The 15,590-nt window shown below is 47.8% G+C and carries 14 protein-coding genes; 7 read left to right on the top strand and 7 right to left on the bottom strand.

What is annotated here, in order from left to right:
* Positions 1-1,323, bottom strand: a complete 1,323-nt coding sequence (locus tag ACWJAO_RS00585; protein ID WP_449138882.1) for a TolC family protein — start codon at positions 1,321-1,323, stop codon at positions 1-3.
* Positions 1,324-1,510: 187 nt separating this feature from the next.
* Between ACWJAO_RS00585 and ACWJAO_RS00580 the strand changes: the two genes are divergently transcribed.
* Both ACWJAO_RS00580 and ACWJAO_RS00575 read left to right on the top strand, forming a co-directional pair.
* Positions 1,511-2,386, top strand: a complete 876-nt coding sequence (locus tag ACWJAO_RS00580) for a helix-turn-helix domain-containing protein (RefSeq protein ID WP_449138881.1) — start codon at positions 1,511-1,513, stop codon at positions 2,384-2,386.
* Between the two features lie 33 nt (positions 2,387-2,419).
* Positions 2,420-4,282, top strand: a complete 1,863-nt coding sequence (locus tag ACWJAO_RS00575; RefSeq protein WP_449138880.1) for an SLC13 family permease — start codon at positions 2,420-2,422, stop codon at positions 4,280-4,282.
* A gap of 365 nt (positions 4,283-4,647) precedes the next feature.
* On the opposite strand, the gene ACWJAO_RS00570 is transcribed toward ACWJAO_RS00575, so the two are convergent.
* Entirely contained in the window at positions 4,648-4,833 is a 186-nt protein-coding gene (locus ACWJAO_RS00570) for a hypothetical protein (RefSeq protein ID WP_449138879.1), read from the bottom strand.
* A gap of 430 nt (positions 4,834-5,263) precedes the next feature.
* Here ACWJAO_RS00570 and ACWJAO_RS00565 point away from each other — a divergent pair, with 430 nt between their 5' ends.
* Positions 5,264-5,389 carry a hypothetical protein gene (locus tag ACWJAO_RS00565; protein ID WP_287579059.1) on the top strand — a complete coding sequence of 42 codons (126 nt, stop codon included), beginning with the start codon at positions 5,264-5,266 and terminating at the stop codon, positions 5,387-5,389.
* A 101-nt stretch (positions 5,390-5,490) separates the two neighbouring features.
* Here ACWJAO_RS00565 and ACWJAO_RS00560 read toward each other — a convergent pair whose 3' ends face one another.
* Positions 5,491-7,257: an AAA family ATPase gene (locus ACWJAO_RS00560; protein ID WP_449138878.1), complete on the bottom strand. Its 1,767-nt coding sequence runs from the start codon at positions 7,255-7,257 to the stop codon at positions 5,491-5,493.
* A gap of 143 nt (positions 7,258-7,400) precedes the next feature.
* Between ACWJAO_RS00560 and ACWJAO_RS00555 the strand changes: the two genes are divergently transcribed.
* A complete protein-coding gene (locus ACWJAO_RS00555) occupies positions 7,401-8,228 on the top strand; it encodes an MBL fold metallo-hydrolase (RefSeq protein ID WP_449138877.1) in 828 nt (275 codons plus the stop codon).
* A gap of 174 nt (positions 8,229-8,402) precedes the next feature.
* Here the strand turns inward: ACWJAO_RS00555 and cydB are convergent, their stop codons facing one another.
* The 3 genes from cydB to ACWJAO_RS00540 all read right to left on the bottom strand — a co-directional run bounded on the left by cydB (position 8,403) and on the right by ACWJAO_RS00540 (position 11,502).
* Positions 8,403-9,539 (bottom strand): cytochrome d ubiquinol oxidase subunit II, encoded by a 1,137-nt coding sequence (cydB, locus tag ACWJAO_RS00550; protein ID WP_449138876.1) that lies wholly within the window; start codon positions 9,537-9,539, stop codon positions 8,403-8,405.
* 86 nt (positions 9,540-9,625) lie between these two features.
* On the bottom strand, positions 9,626-11,161 hold the full coding sequence (locus ACWJAO_RS00545; protein ID WP_449138894.1) for a cytochrome ubiquinol oxidase subunit I: 1,536 nt from the start codon (positions 11,159-11,161) through the stop codon (positions 9,626-9,628).
* Between the two features lie 80 nt (positions 11,162-11,241).
* A complete protein-coding gene (locus ACWJAO_RS00540; RefSeq protein ID WP_260849705.1) occupies positions 11,242-11,502 on the bottom strand; it encodes a DUF4492 domain-containing protein in 261 nt (86 codons plus the stop codon).
* A gap of 411 nt (positions 11,503-11,913) precedes the next feature.
* Here ACWJAO_RS00540 and ACWJAO_RS00535 point away from each other — a divergent pair, with 411 nt between their 5' ends.
* On the top strand, positions 11,914-12,282 hold the full coding sequence (locus ACWJAO_RS00535) for an MmcQ/YjbR family DNA-binding protein (RefSeq protein WP_449138875.1): 369 nt from the start codon (positions 11,914-11,916) through the stop codon (positions 12,280-12,282).
* A gap of 3 nt (positions 12,283-12,285) precedes the next feature.
* On the opposite strand, the gene ACWJAO_RS00530 is transcribed toward ACWJAO_RS00535, so the two are convergent.
* A complete protein-coding gene (locus tag ACWJAO_RS00530; RefSeq protein ID WP_287852017.1) occupies positions 12,286-12,735 on the bottom strand; it encodes a cupin domain-containing protein in 450 nt (149 codons plus the stop codon).
* A 364-nt stretch (positions 12,736-13,099) separates the two neighbouring features.
* Between ACWJAO_RS00530 and ACWJAO_RS00525 the strand changes: the two genes are divergently transcribed.
* Entirely contained in the window at positions 13,100-13,468 is a 369-nt protein-coding gene (locus ACWJAO_RS00525; RefSeq protein WP_449138874.1) for a winged helix-turn-helix transcriptional regulator, read from the top strand.
* A gap of 159 nt (positions 13,469-13,627) precedes the next feature.
* Positions 13,628-15,418, top strand: a complete 1,791-nt coding sequence (locus ACWJAO_RS00520; RefSeq protein WP_449138873.1) for a 1-deoxy-D-xylulose-5-phosphate synthase — start codon at positions 13,628-13,630, stop codon at positions 15,416-15,418.
* Positions 15,419-15,590 lie beyond the last annotated feature (172 nt).

The raw sequence follows: 15,590 nt of genomic DNA, 5'->3' as shown, positions 1-15,590 counted from the left end.
CTAAATTTCTCCCGCTATGTATTTCATGCGGTAATAAGCGTATACGATGTTGATGCGGGCATCTACCTCGCTCAGTTCGGCGTTGAGCTTCAGGTTCGAGGCATCCACCATGTCGGTTACCAGCGCCAGCTGACTGAGATAGCGGGCGTTCATCACCTCGTAGTTCTGCTGCGCCAGTTCTACGCTCTTTCGTTGCGTTTCCAGTTCTACGTAGGTCTGCTGATATTGCACGTAGGCAGCCTGCACGTTGTTGTTCAGCTGTTCAGCCTGTAGGGCGTGTTTTTCCTTTGCCTGTCGGGTTTCTACGGCAGCCTGCTTGATGCGCTTGTTGCTCTTGAAGAGCGAGCTGAGGCTGTATTTCACGCCTACGCCCACATACCATACGTTCAGATTCTTGTCTATCGGCGGCAACTCGAAGAGGATAGGTCCGTCAAAGTTCTCGGCAGCCACCAGGGCCACTTTCGGCAGCAGGTCGCTCTTGGCAATCTTCTCCTTCTGTTCAGCTATCCTGATGGCGTTGCTGCTCTGTTCCAGCAGGGGCGAATTCATCGTGCCTGCCGTCTGCCAGTAAGCTTCGCCATCCTTGGCGTAAGCCTTGTCGGCTATCGTGGCGTCTGGAATAATCTGCATCTCCTGTCCCCTTTGTTCTCCCAGGTTCATGCCGAGCGTATTCAGCAGCTGGTGGTTCAGGATGTTGCGGCTGTTGCGTAGCGAAGTGAGTCCCAGCTTGAGGCTTTCCATCTGCAGTTCGTATCGGGTGATGTCGTTCTTCAGAGCCATTCCCTGGGTTTGTTTCGCCTTGATGTCGGCGATGAGCTGGCGGGTGAGCTCGATGTTTTTTTCATATACCTTGATGCGGTTGTCTATCTTGTAGAGGTCCAGATACTGTCCCAGGGCGATGAAACGGGCCTGCTGACGGGTGAGTTTCACGCCCACCTCTGCCTGCTGCTTGCCCAGTTCGGCGAGGCGGATGCCTGCGTTGATGGCGCCACCTGCATAAACCACCTGCTGTGCCTGGAAGGCGAAATTATTGCCGAAGTGGGGCGATTTCAAACCTTGAGCGTTACTGAAGTCGCGGTCGGTCATCAGGGCGTTTCCGATGTAACTGAAGGAGAGGGATGCATCGAGGTCGGGCAGTTTCTTGCTTTTAGCCGATTCTATACCGATGCTGGCAGCTTCTACGCCCGATTTCGAGGTTCGGAGCGACTTGCTGTTTTCTTCGATTCTGTCGAAGAGTTGGGCGATGGTCATCCTGGTTTGAGCCACAGCCCATAGAGAGCCTCCCCAGATGAGAAGGCCTGCAATCATCATTTTCTTTATCATTCAAAAATCTATTATTATTGTTCTTTAAAAATTCCGTTATCTCATGAATTCGGGTGCAAAGGTACGGCGATTTTGGCGAATATCCGTTTTAAATTTTTCGTGCCGCATGGAATTTTTCGGAACAAAAGTTCTTTTTTCTCACATTATTTCCGTATATTTGCACGCAAAAAGCGAATAAAAGGTATTTATGATAGAATTATCAGAACTGAACAGTTATCAGGAGGCCAGTCTTTTCTGTTCCGATTTGAGCGAGTGGCAGGAGGGTCCGCAGGTATTGACTTATGGCGCCATTCTCCTTTGCCGCAAGGGCAGGGCCGTGCTGAATGTGAATTATAAGGATTGGGATCTCTACGAGGGAGCCGTCATCACCTTGTTTCCGAATGATGTGGTAGAGGTGAAGATGATGGAGCCTTCTGCTTCCTGCGAGGGGGATGCCTGTTCCGGAATGGACGCTTCAACCTTCAAGGTGGAGATGCTGAAATATAATCCTTCTCTGCTGCGCGAAGCCAGTCTGCAGCTGGAACAGACGGTTTATTCGGCCCTGCGCGAGGACAGATGCCGGCAGGATTCACCCGTGGTTACCCATATCATCGACAGCATGTTTTCCCTCCTCAGGCTCTATTTCGAGCAGCACGACTGTACCTGCATCCCGCAGCTGGTACTCTATCAGCTCAAGGCCTTCTTCGTAGGTTTCCACGAATATCTGCAACGCAATCCGCAGAACTGCCCCGACGAGGTGAAATCTTACAGGGTGAGGGAACTCTTCAACCGCTTCATGATGCTGATGGAACGCGATTACAAGAAATCGAGAGATGTCAACTATTATGCCGAGCAGATGAACATTACCTCCAAGTATCTTTCTAATATCGTGAGGCAGGTAACGGGCCATACGCCCAAAATCATCATCGACCAGTATGTGGTGCTCCAGCTGAAGATGCAGCTCAAGCGCTCCGCCCAGAGCATCAAGGAGATGGCGTGGGAATATCATTTTGCCGATGCCAGCTTCTTCTGCCGCTATTTCAAGAAACATACCGGAATGACGCCGCAGCAGGTGAGAGAATGAACACAGTAATTATAACATAAAAATTTTCAAAACATGACAACAACACTTATCATATTGGTTATTACGGTAGCCCTATTCATCTGGGGCAGGGTGAGGGCCGACATCGTGGCGCTTACCGCCCTGGCAGCACTTCTGGTTCTGGGTATCCTGACGCCTGCCGAGGCGCTGGCGGGCTTCTCTTCGCCCATCGTCATCATGATGATAGGACTCTTCGTGGTGGGTGGAGCTATCATGCAGACCGGACTTGCCAAGCTTACGGGCAATAAGCTCATGGCGCTTTCGCGTGGCAACGAAACCATTACCTTTCTGCTCGTAATGCTCGTTACCTCGTTTATCGGAGCCTTCGTGAGCAATACCGGAACGGTAGCCCTGATGATGCCTATCATCATGAGCATAGCTGCGGGTTCGGGCATGCAGTCGTCGCGTTTCCTCATGCCGCTTGCCTTCGCCGGAAGTCTGGGCGGAATGCTCACCCTCATCGGTACGCCGCCCAACCTGGTTATCGACGAGGTGCTGACCGAGGGCGGTTATCAGCCGCTTGCCTTCTTCAGCTTCTTCCCTGTGGGCATCATCGTCATCGCCATCGGCATCATCGTGCTCATGCCGCTCAGCAAAATCTTCCTCAGCAAAAAGCAGAACGGAAAGAAAAAAAAGCAGGGTAAATCGCTCGATGACCTGGTAGATGAATATCAGCTGCTCGATAATCTGCATCGCTACATCGTGCCTAGCCGACGCTCTTCTGCCGCCCTTGATGAGAATGGCGAACAGATGGATATCGTGGGCAAAACCCTGAAGGATCTGAGCATCCAGAAGAAATATGGCGTGAGTATCATCGAGATAAGAAACGAGAAGAAATCGCGGCTGGGACTGGTGAAGGATGTGAGCCAGAACATGGCGAAGAGCAGCAGCACCATTCAGGTTCACGACACCTTATATATAATAGGTGAGGAGGAGAAGATAAACCGCTTTGCCCGAGATTACGGTCTCAGGAAGATGAAGGATGTGAAGATAGATTTCTACGACCTGGGACTGACCGAAATCGTGGTGATGCCTACGTCTAATTTCGCCGGTCTGCGCATAGGCGATGCCAACCTGCGCAAGCGTTTCGGCATCAACGTGCTGGGCGTAAAGCGGGGCGATGAATATATTACCGACAATCTGATTGCCACCAAGCTGCATGTGGGCGATATGCTCCTGGTGCAGGGCGAATGGACCAATCTTGCCCATCTGGCTACCGATACGAGCAACTGGGTGGTTATCGACCAGCCTGAGAAGACTGCCGACAAGGTGCTCTTGGATTACAAGGCGCCTGTGGCGGCTGCCATCATGCTGCTGATGATTGCGATGATGGTGTTCGATTTCATTCCTGTGGCTCCGGTCACGGCGGTCATCATCGCCGGACTGCTGACCGTCTTTGCCGGATGTTTCCGGAATGTGGAGGCGGCTTACAAGACCATCAACTGGGAGAGTATTGTGCTGATAGCCGCCATGATGCCGATGTCTACGGCGCTGGAGAAGACGGGTGCTTCTGCCTTGGTTTCTCAGGGACTGGTAGAGAGTTTGGGTTCGATGGGTCCTACGGCTCTCTTGGCAGGCATCTACTTCACCACCTCTCTGATGACGATGTTTATCAGCAATACCGCCACGGCTGTGCTGATGGCTCCTATCGCCTTGGTGGCTGCCCAGCAGGTGGGTGTGAGTCCTTATTCCTTCCTCTTTGCGGTTACGTTGGGTGCCAGCATGTGCTTTGCCTCTCCGTTCTCCACGCCTCCTAATGCGCTGGTGATGAAGGCGGGTGGTTATACGTTTATGGATTACGTGAAGGTAGGTTTGCCTCTGCAGATTATCATCGGCGTTGTGATGACCTTCGTTCTTCCGCTCCTTTTTCCTTACTAAGGATTTTTGATATCAAAATAAAAGCCCCTGATGTTTTTCCCGCATTGGGGGCTCTTTTTTTATCGGGTTAAATCAGGCCTTTTTATTTTCCCAATTAGGGAGATTTTTTTCTCCAACTGGGCAAATGATTTTGCGCGCTTTCTGAATCACGATGCAAAGATACGAAATCCCGATTTGTCAGTTGTGCGATAGCGAGCGTTGCCATGCGATAGCGGAACATTTTCCGCTAATCTCTTTTCTTCGTGTTCACGGAAGTTGGGAAAGATAGTTTCAGCGATGTTGGACAGTTGTTTTCAACGATGTTGGACAGTTGTTTTATAGCCCGAATCGGCAACAAGATAGGTCTTCATACGGCATGATTTCTCCTAATTGAGGGCGGAATACTGAAAAATAGCCCCATTTATCTCCACTTCGAGTATCTGGAAGAGCATCGGATATAAGGTTTCCTGCATGTCTTTTGATGCCTGAGAGATGGCAAATTTTACAAATTCAGTACCCTTGCTGGGTTTGGGCTTCGCCGGAGCAATGTTGCTAAAAATATTATAATCCATTGCTTTTTAGAGAGTTAAATCAAATTTCATGTTCATTTTTCCTTGCTTGCAGTCTCAGTCTCAGAGTCTCAGTTGTTTTTTTATGGTCTCGCTTCCTATGTATATTATATATAACTAATTAATAATCAGTGAGTTATAAAGGTTTAAGAAGCGGGTTTGAAGTTGGAATGTGACATTTTTCCTAACTGAGACTGAGATTTGAGACTGTTTTGAAGAGGAAATGAGGGTAGGGATAATCCTGTTACCGGCCCCCCGAAGTCCCCATTTCCTCTAGAAAGCCTCACTCCGTTTTATCTCTTTTTACCCTCGCAATCATCAAAAAAAATGTTTGCGGTTCTCTGTCATCTCTTAATAGTAGTATAGTAGTATCAACATTCCTCTTCAGGAGTTTTCAAGTCGTTATTTCAGCGAAGAACGCAACGAAGAAGGGGTGGAAGTTCATTCAAAAATAGAACTGCAGCCACTCAATAAAGATGGCTTCCAGACCATAGAAATTCCAGAGGATAATGAAGCCAAAATTGCTACCATCGGCGTTTTGAAATACATTATCCGTTAAAGATAAAAGGGCAAAAGCATTACCTTGTCAATATATGGTATGATGCTTTTGCCCTTTCTTTCTGTATGTCTTTTATTCCCCTTTCTTTTCTTCCGTTTTATTTATTCCACCTCCTCGCACATCGCCATCTCTGCTCCCCGGTAAATCACAACGAGCTGATGAAGCTTCGTGGTTTTCACGGATTTGTGCACGATGTCGCTATTGGCGTAGCGCCTTATCTGGGCTGAGGCTTCCTCGAAGAGATGGTTCAGCTGCTCATCGCTGGTGCCCGGCTTGCAATATTTCAATTCCACGATGTAGGAATCTTCTATGTCCTTATAGATGTCGCAGAGGGGCAGCAGGAAGATGTCGGCATAACCGCCATCGTTGTCAAGTTCAGAAATAGGACGGTAGAACTTGCATTGGCTCGTCATCGCCAGAGTGAAACCATGAACGTAGGCTTCGCCCTTCTGCTTATCGCGCTGGGAGGAGAAGCGCTTCAGACAATCGGCTATGTAGGCAAAGTAGGGCTTGAATGCACCTTCGTAAGCCAACTTGCTCTCCAGCTGGGTCTTGTCGTATTGTTCAAAGGTGAGGTCGTTCTCCTTGTAGGTATCCAGCAGATAGGTGTACATCTGGTCGCGCACCACCTCGTTGGGAACCACAAAGCGGGTGTTGCCCTGGTAGGTGCCGTCTATCGTTACCATGCCGAAATAGAAGAGCAGACTCAGGAAATTATCTGGGTCGTTGATGCGCTCGGCAGGGAAATTCTCCATCAGGGTTCCCGTGGTGAATCCCTTGGTCACGATATCCTGTATGATGCTGGCATCGTGGGCAAACTCCCTGTCGTGGCGGATGAGCATGCGTATCTTGTCGTAGTCGATGCGGATGTTGGTTTCCACCAGCTTCTTCGGAATATCATAGTTGTTGCGGATGTAATTATCTACAAAGTAGAGTACCATCACGGAGTTGTACATGGTTGTCTTGCCGTACTCTTCTTCTGAGAAGCAATAATTATCATACCATGGCTTCATCACTTCTATCAGCTCATCCACGCTGTGGTGAAATGGCAGCACGCTAGAGTAATAAGCCAGCATCTGGCGCACTTCCTCCTCGGTGAATCCCACCATTTCGTTGAACTCCGGGGATAGGGAATAGTTGGTGCCGATGTTGAAACCGCTGGTCAGATCGTCCATTGTTACTGGACTTACTCCTGTAACGAAAACTCTGCCCAATGAATCTCCTGCGGCTCCCTTGATGGTGTCGAAAAAATGGCGCAAATATCCCTCACCGTGAGTCTGCTCGCGGTATCGTTTTTCATGCTCCTTGGGGGCAAGAATCTGATTGGTAAAGTGGTCGTATTCATCGATGAAGAGATAAATCTTCAAGCCTGCTTCAGCACATTTGTCGCATAGAAATCCCAATTGGGCAACGGCATCTTCCTTTTGGTTCATCTCTTCCTTTGTGTGCGGTGGCAAAAGGTGGGCGTATCTGCTGCAGAAGGTATTGAACTTGTTGCTGCAATGGGCATCAAGTCCTTTTTTATAATTATCCAATCCTGCTGAAATCATGGCAAAATTCAGGTGAAGGATGAGATAGCTGTTGCGTTCGGGGGTAGGATTCTCTCCGATGTAAAGCTTGCCGAAGAGGCTTTCGAACTTATCCTTCTTGTTGATGTCGTAATAGTTTTCGAGCATGGAGAGGGTAAGGCTCTTGCCAAATCGGCGAGGGCGAATGAAGAAGAAATACATGTTAGATTCTTCTATTTTCTCAATGAATGGGGTCTTGTCAACATAGTAACAATCTCTTTCCATTACATCTTCAAAGTTCTGCATTCCGTAAGGGATGCGTTTGCGATAGATTCGCTTTTGTCTTTCTATTTTTGCCATAATCGAAACCTGCTTTTTGTTTTTATGCCGCAAAGTTAAGATTATTATTTGGAATAAGCAAAGTTTTTGGGGCTTTTTCTTGGTGGTTTATCAGAAAATGACTAGTTTTGTGGGCGTGAATCAAATAGATAACGAATAAGATAATGGATAAGATAACGACTCAAATTACGATGCTCGGAACGGGAAATGCTACGGTTTCCCAGATTTATAATACCTGTTTTGTGCTCCAAACTCCCAGCACCCTGATGCTGGTGGATGCGGGAGGAGGAAACGGAATTCTTTCACAGCTGAAGAAAGTGAATGTTCAGATTTCTGATATTCATCACCTCTTCGTTACCCATGCCCATACCGACCATGTGTTGGGTGTGATCTGGGTAATCCGAATGGTGGCACAATGTAAGGGGTACAAGGGATTGCTGCATGTGTATGGAAACGACAAGGTGATGAAGGTGATCAAGACCATCATCGACATGATTCTTGCCAAGAAGCAACTGACTAAGGTGGCAGAAAGGGTGGTGTTCCATCAGTTGGAAGATGGCGATTGTTTCGAAGTGGGGGATATGAAGCTGGAATGCTTTGATATTCAATCTACTAAGGAGAAGCAGCTCGGATTCAGGGCTGAGTTGCCTTCTTCTTCTGATGAATCGGGTAAGCCTTTGGTCTTGGCGTGCCTGGGCGATGAACCTTATAACGAGCAGAACCGACGCTACATAGTGGGGGCTGACTGGATGATGTGTGAGGCGTTTTGTCTCTATGCCGACCGCGATACTTTCAAGCCTTATGAGAAGTGCCACAGCACGGCGCTTGATGCCGGAAAACTGGCGGAGGAACTGGGCGTGAAGAATCTTATCCTGTATCATACGGAGGAGAAAACACTCGCTAATCGTAAAGAAAATTACACCCGTGAAGCTGCCGAGAATTTCAAGGGTAGAATCTTCGTTCCGGATGATTTGGAGGTAATCGAGCTGTAGAATTTTATTTGTCCCACAGATTTACACAGATTTTTGACCTGTACGGTCGGGGATTTCGCAGATTTTTTTGTTTGGATATTTGGGGAATTTCCCTCCCGATTATGGCAAGAATGAATCTGTGTAAATCTGTGGAATCTGTGGGACTTTTGAAGAGACTCACTTTTTCAGTCTTTTTTAATACGCTTCTCTCTGCTCTATTTCTTCCTGCGTAATGCGCTTGCGGTCGATGGCGCGCCAGGCAAAGACGATGTAGGCGAGCACGAACGGGATGAGGAGGGAAACTATCGCCATGGTGCGGAGCGTGAACTCGCTGCTGCAACTGTTGGCGAGAGTGAGCGAACTCTGAAGGTCGATGTTGGATGGATAGTAGGCGGTATTGTTCCAGCCGGCTATCAGCAGCAGAACCAGCACGGTGAGCACGGTTCCGATGCCCGTAAACCAGATTCCCTTTCTATACTGCACGCTCCTCGATGACTTGAAAATGCCGAAAAGAACGAGTACTACACCTATTAATAATATTACAATCAAGATTGGCATCTCCAGAAGATTGTGAAGATACTTCATGCTCTCAATCGTAATGCCGGAAGAAGAAGTGCTGAATCCATCCTTTACCAGCAATCTGATGAGGAATGGCAGGAAGAACAATAGGAAGAGCAGGGCATTCCATGGCAACTGGCGGGTGCAACGCTCCTGAATCTGCTGGTGCTCGATGTTGTTCTTGATGTATAGTATGCCCAGGATGCGGGCTAGCATCAGTACGGCAAGTCCCAGCACCACGTTCCATGGGTCGAGCAGGGCATCAAGACCATGACTGGCGTTTGCCCAGCGGCTGATGACGGGTTGCAGACTGTTGGTAATATTGCCTTTGTCTATCAGGAAATTGCTGCCGTTGAAGAAGGTGGCTACGGCTCCGCCAAGAAGCAGCGGACCCACGATGCCGTTGATAATGAGGCAGATCTGGAAGGTCTTTGGTCTAAGAAAATTACCTATCTTGTTCTGGAATTCATAGCTCACGGCTTGAATCACAAACGAGAACAGGATGATCATCCACAGCCAGTAGGCTCCACCGAAACTGGTGCTGTAGAACAATGGGAACGAGGCGAAGAAGGCTCCGCCGAAGGTGACGAGCGTGGTGAAGGTGAACTCCCACTTCCTGCCCGTGGAGTTGATGATGAGGCGACGCTCTTCTTCCGTTTTTCCCAAACAGAATATCAAGGTGTTGGCTCCCTGTACAAACATGAGAAACACCAGCATGGCTCCTAATAATGATACGAGGAACCACCAGTATGATTGCAAAAATTCGTATGTCATAATACTTTCGGGTTTTGTTGTTTACTGAAAAACTATCCTATGATTCTTTTCGAAATCTTTCTGAAAAGCATTGATTATCAGAGAGATTATTCATATTCCGGTCCTTTCTTAATCTGTTTCACCAGAATGCTGATTTCCACGGCAAGCATGGTGGTGAAGAGTGTCAGGAAGATGAAGAAGGTGGTGGCCACGCTGCCTGCCTCGATGTCGGAGATGGCGGCACTTACTGGCAGTAGGTCTTGGATGGTCCAAGGCTGGCGACCGATTTCTGCTACTATCCAGCCCGATTCTGAGGCGATGTAAGCCAGCGGAATCATGATGATGGCGGAAATGAGAAACCATCGGTATTGGGCGATTTCCTTCTTATAGACCAAGAATAGGCTGAGGGCGAAGAAGAGGATGAGCAGGCAGCCTACTCCCACCATCAGGCGGAAGGCGTAGAAGCAGATAGGGATGCTCGGCACCAGTTCCTTGGCGTCCTTGATGTAACCATATCCGAAGTATTTCATATTTTCCTTTAAGATAGGGAGCTGGTCTTGCGCCTTGGTTTCGCGATAGGTTTTCAGGGCAACTATCGCCTTCTTGCCCCGGGCTATCTTTTCCTGCACGGATGGTTCCCGGGTGCCATCCTCGTGGGTGTAACCCTTGAGAATATCGTTTACGCCTGGCACGTAGCCATCGGCTGTGCGGGTGGCTAAGAACGAGAGCATGTTGGGGATGGCGATGCGCATGGCTGGCTCCTGCTCGCTTTCGTAATCGGGCTGCTTGAAGGGGTGAACGGCTGCTATCGCCGTAAGGCTCTCGCCCTTTCCACCATTATATAAGGCTTCCATTGCTGCCAGTTTCATCGGCTGCACCTGTGCCACCTGATAGGCAGAGCTGTCGCCGGTCATCGCAGCCAGCAGGGTGGCGATGAGTCCTACTCCGGCACCCATCTTGATGCTCGCCTTCGCCAGTTGGGTTTCTCTCTTCTTCAGGAGATACCAGCAGCTTACGGCTACTACGAAGGTGGCGCCGATAATCCAGGAGGAAGTAACGGTATGGGTGAACTTGTTGATGGCGAATGGCGAGAGTGCCACATCCATAAACGAAGTCATCTCGAAGCGCATGGTGTCGGGATTAAATTCTTGACCTACAGGATATTGCATCCATGCGTTGGCTACGAGAATCCACCAGGCAGAAATGGTGGCGCCAAGTCCCGTGAGCCAGGTGGAGGCAAGGTGGAAGCCCCGGCTCACCTTATCCCAGCCGAAGAACATTACGGCTACAAAGGTGCTCTCCATGAAGAATGCCAGGATGCCTTCGATGGCTAGGGGAGCGCCGAATACGTCGCCCACAAACCAGGAGTAGTTGCTCCAGTTAGTGCCGAATTCAAACTCCAGGATGATGCCTGTGGCAACACCCATGGCGAAGTTCACGCCAAAGAGTTTTTGCCAGAAACGGCTTACGTGCTTCCAGAACGGCTTGTTGGTGCGGTAGTAGCATGTTTCGGCGATGCCCATGATTACTGCCAGTCCCAGGGTGAGCGGCACGAACAGCCAATGGTAGATGGCCGTGAGTGCGAATTGCGCCCTCGACCAGTCGATGGTGGCTGATGTAATGTCTAACAATAAATTTGTCATCATAGTTGAATGGTTTTATAATTGTTATTATATAATGTTTTTGTATTTATTTTGATGGTATAGGATTGAAATCCAGAGTTTTATCTGTTCAGAACTTCCTTGGAAACGAAGCCAGCCTTGTCTCCGTTCTTGGCATTCGTATTGATAAAATCTGGAAAGAAAAAGAGCTTGAGCACCAGGAAGATGATGGCAAGCTTGATGAGGATGACAGCCCACAACGTCTTGCCCAGGGTCATCGTCCTGAAACCATCGTAATAGAGATGGAATATCCGGGACAGCAGTCCTTGTTTCATCGGTTTTACATCCGTTTTCATCAGGTTTTTATCCTTTTTCTTCTGCATAAGCACTCCTTCTTTAAAAAATCTGCTGCAAATCTACAATAAAATTATGTAACTACCAAATATTTTCTTGAAAAAGTTACAAAAAGGTTGTTTTTAGATATCCCATAAGGGAGTTATTTTAAAGTTTTTCTTTTTAATTTCATCTGTTTATCCATCAAAAAGTAATCTATCTTCTCTAAAAACTCTCGTTTTATTCCTTTATGTTAAAATCTTCTCCCCAAAAATCGCCTATCTTTGCAGTCTCATTACAATAAAAAAGTTATAATAATCTTTGTACTTTAAAGAGAAAACATCGTAGAATTCGTTGTGCTGGAAAATCTGATGTTTTTTTGTGGAATAAGTTTTGCGGTTTCATTAGAATTCATTATCTTTGTCCCCTAAAACATAGAAACATTTTAATCAGAAGAAATTATGAATATAGAATCTGTTAGAGAGTATTGCCTCTCGCTTCCCCTCGTAACCGAGGCTTTTCTTTTTGATGAGCAGACCTTGGTGTTTCGCATCTTGGGCAAGATCTTTGCCTGTGTTGACCTGGAGCGCCCCGAGTGGGTTACGATGAAATGTAATGCCGATTACGCCCTCGAACTCCGGGAAGTGCATCCCGAAATAGAAGGCGCATGGCATTGGAATAAGAAATACTGGAATCAGGTAAACCTTTATGGCACGCTGGAAGATGATTTCATCCAGGCCCTGATTCGCCACAGTTATTCCGAAGTAGTGAAGAAGCTCAAGAAACAGGAAAAGCTTGAGCATCCTGAAATCATGGAGGTGGTGGAGTAGTTTCTACCACTCCACCTTATCGTTGAGAATCACGCCGTCGGTTGCATCTTCGGCTGTAAAGGTTTTGGCCTTATACTGCACGCAGAGCATCACGAGTGGTTCTGTACCGTTGTTGCGAACAGAGCGCTTGCCGGCTGGTGCTACTCTCACCACGCTTCCCTCCTGAATAGGGAATACCTTGCCATCTACCTGGAACTCGCCCTTGCCGCTGAGGAAGAAATACAGTTCCTCGTGGTTCTTGTGGGTGTGGAGGAATCCTGTCTCTGTGCCAGGAGCAAAGCTCTGGAATGAGAACTCACCACCAGTAGCGTTCAAGTTCTGGCCTCCGAATACCTTTCCGGGAATCTTAATCTCAGGACCCATCTCTAAGGTGTAATCCTTGATTTCACTCATCTTGCCAAAATCTGTGGCTGTGAAGTTTTCTGCCTTTGCAATAATCTTTGTTTCTTTCATCTTGTCTGTTATTTTAAAATGTTTATATTTCTTTTTTTCTTTCTTTATTTCACTTTATGTTATTTCTTTTTGTGAATTTGTGAATACTTCTGCTTTCAGCTTTCATTTCTGAATTGCGCTGCAAAGATACTGCGAAAAACTGGTTCCTGCAAGAGGGCACTTGGGGGTAAGATGGTTACCGGGAGGTAACTATTGTGTGGGAATGGGAGAAAGAAAAATGAAGCGTTAACTTAGATTAACTTGGTATGTTTGGTATCTTTCCGGATATTAGTTACTTTTGTAGCCTATTGCAGAATATTGCAGAGTTTTGCAGAATATTATAGATTATGGCAGAATATTATAGTAGAATATAAGAAGATTGATTATGGCAAGAATGATAAAAGAAATGGTAGTGCAGGACTGTCCCATCCGTAACGTTCTGGCGCGCGTTTGCGACAAGTGGTCGCTACTGGTAATCTACACCCTGAAAAATCATCAGGATGGTCCTCTCCGGTTTAATGCCCTGCGTAAGCTGATTCCGGATATTTCGCAGAAAATGCTTACCAGCACGTTAAAATCGTTGGAGGCTGATGGCTACGTTACCCGCAAGGCTTATGCCGAAGTGCCGCCAAGAGTGGAGTATTCTCTCACACCCCGTACTGAAACCCTTATTCCTATTATGGATCATCTGATAGGATGGGCGCTGGATAACATGGCTGTGATTCTGAAGGATAGGGATAAGGCAGTAGGCTGATTTCCAAGATGAGTTTCCCGGAAAATATTCCAAGATGAGATTTCCGGAAAATTATTCATTTTTTCTGTAGTTTGGGTAATGCGTGTTTTCGGGAATCATCGTATCTTTGCACCCGGAATTCGTAATCATCATATAATCATAACTATAAGTATAAAAAATATGTATATTGAGAAAATAAAGTCGCCAGCCGACTTGAAGAAGCTGGATTTGAAGGAGCTGCAGGTGGTGGCTGATGAAACCAGACAGGCTGTGCTGAACCGTGTAAGCAAGCATGGCGGTCATGTGGGGCCGAACCTGGGATTCGTGGAGGCTACCGTGGCGCTTCACTACGTGTTTGATTCGCCAAAGGATAAGCTCGTGTTTGACGTAAGTCACCAATGTTATCCGCATAAGGTGCTCACCGGACGAGCTGCGGGATTCCTCGGCGATGTGGATGATATGAATGCCATTTCGGGCTATTCTTCTCCTGCCGAATGTCCGGAGTATGATAACTTTGAGGTGGGGCATACTTCCACTTCCGTGAGTCTTGCCACCGGTTTGCAGAAGGCGCGCGACATCAAGGGAACCGATGAGAACATCATCGCCATTATCGGCGACGGCTCCCTTTCTGGCGGCGAGGCTTTCGAGGGACTGGATGAGGCTTCGGAACTCGGCACGGGCATCATCATCGTGGTGAACGACAACGAAATGTCTATCGCCGAAAATCATGGCGGAATCTATAAGAACTTGCGTGCCCTGCGCCAGAGCAACGGCACCTGCGAGCACAACTGGTTCAAGGCGTGGGGCTTTGAATACAAGTATCTGGAAGAGGGTAACGACATCGAAAAACTCATCCAGGTTTTCGAGAGTGTGAAGGATACGGATAAGCCTACCGTGGTTCACATTCATACAGAAAAAGGTCATGGATTTGCACCAGCCGTAGCCAACAAGGAGGCTTGGCATTGGGGAATGCCTTTCAATCTGGAAGACGGTTCGCGACCAAGAAGGAATGCCGATGGAACCCTCCCGAAGGTTGCTCCGACTGAAGATTACGGTACATTATTCTCTGACTGGATGCTCAGCAAGATGAAGCAGGATAAGACGCTCATCGCCGTAACCGCCGGTACTCCTACTGCAGGCGGCTTTACTGCCGATAAACGCCAACTGGCTGGCAAGCAGCACATCGATATGGGAATCGCCGAAGAGCAGGCGGTAGCGATGATTTCGGGAATGGCGAAGGGTGGATTGCATCCGGTCTGGACCGTTTACAGTACCTTCATCCAACGTACCTACGACCAGATAGCGCAAGACCTCTGCATCAATTCCAACCCTGCCGTAATCAACGTGGTAGGAGGCGGAGTGAATTCGATGAACGACATCACCCACATCTGCCTTTTCGATATTCCGATGCTCTGCAGCATTCCGGGGCTCATCTATCTGGCTCCAACCACCTGCGAGGAGTATTTCGCCATGCTCCGCTGGAGCATTCTGCAGGATAAGAAACCTATCGCCATCCGCGTGCCAAGCAATGGCGTGGTTCATACTTCAGAAATCGTTGATACAGAGTATGGTTACGAGGCAAAGTACAAGGTGATGCACCAGGGCGAGAAGGTGGCAGTCATCGCCGCCGGTTCGTTCTATCAGAAGGGCGAGAATGTAGTCCGCCTGTTGGCTGATAAGGGTATCGATGCTACGCTCATCAATCCCCGTTATCTGAATGAGGTGGATGCCGAAGTGCTGGATAGCTTGAAGGCAAACCATCAGTTGGTGGTAACCCTGGAGGATGGTTCGAAGGATGGCGGATTCGGCGAGCGTATCGCCTCTTACTATGGCACTTCAGAAATGAAGGTGATGGTGGGCGGCATCAGGAAGGGACTCTACGACAGATACGATGTGAAGGAATTGCTTTCGGATAATCGCCTGCTCGATGAGCAGATTGTGGAAGACGTTTTGTTAGTAATTAATGATTAGTAATTAATGATTGGTAATTAATTATTAAGGATTAGTTATTAGTTAGTCGGCATAGTTAGTTTTTATTTAACGAGAAATCCAAGCCGGAGAATCATCTCTAGCTTGGATTTCTTCTGTTTTATCATCGAATGTTTGTCTTAATCTCAGTCTTAATCTTAGTCATCATCCCAGT

It is taken from the genome of Segatella sp. (genome assembly GCF_977051555.1).
This window is presented reverse-complemented; position numbering and strand designations above follow the sequence as displayed.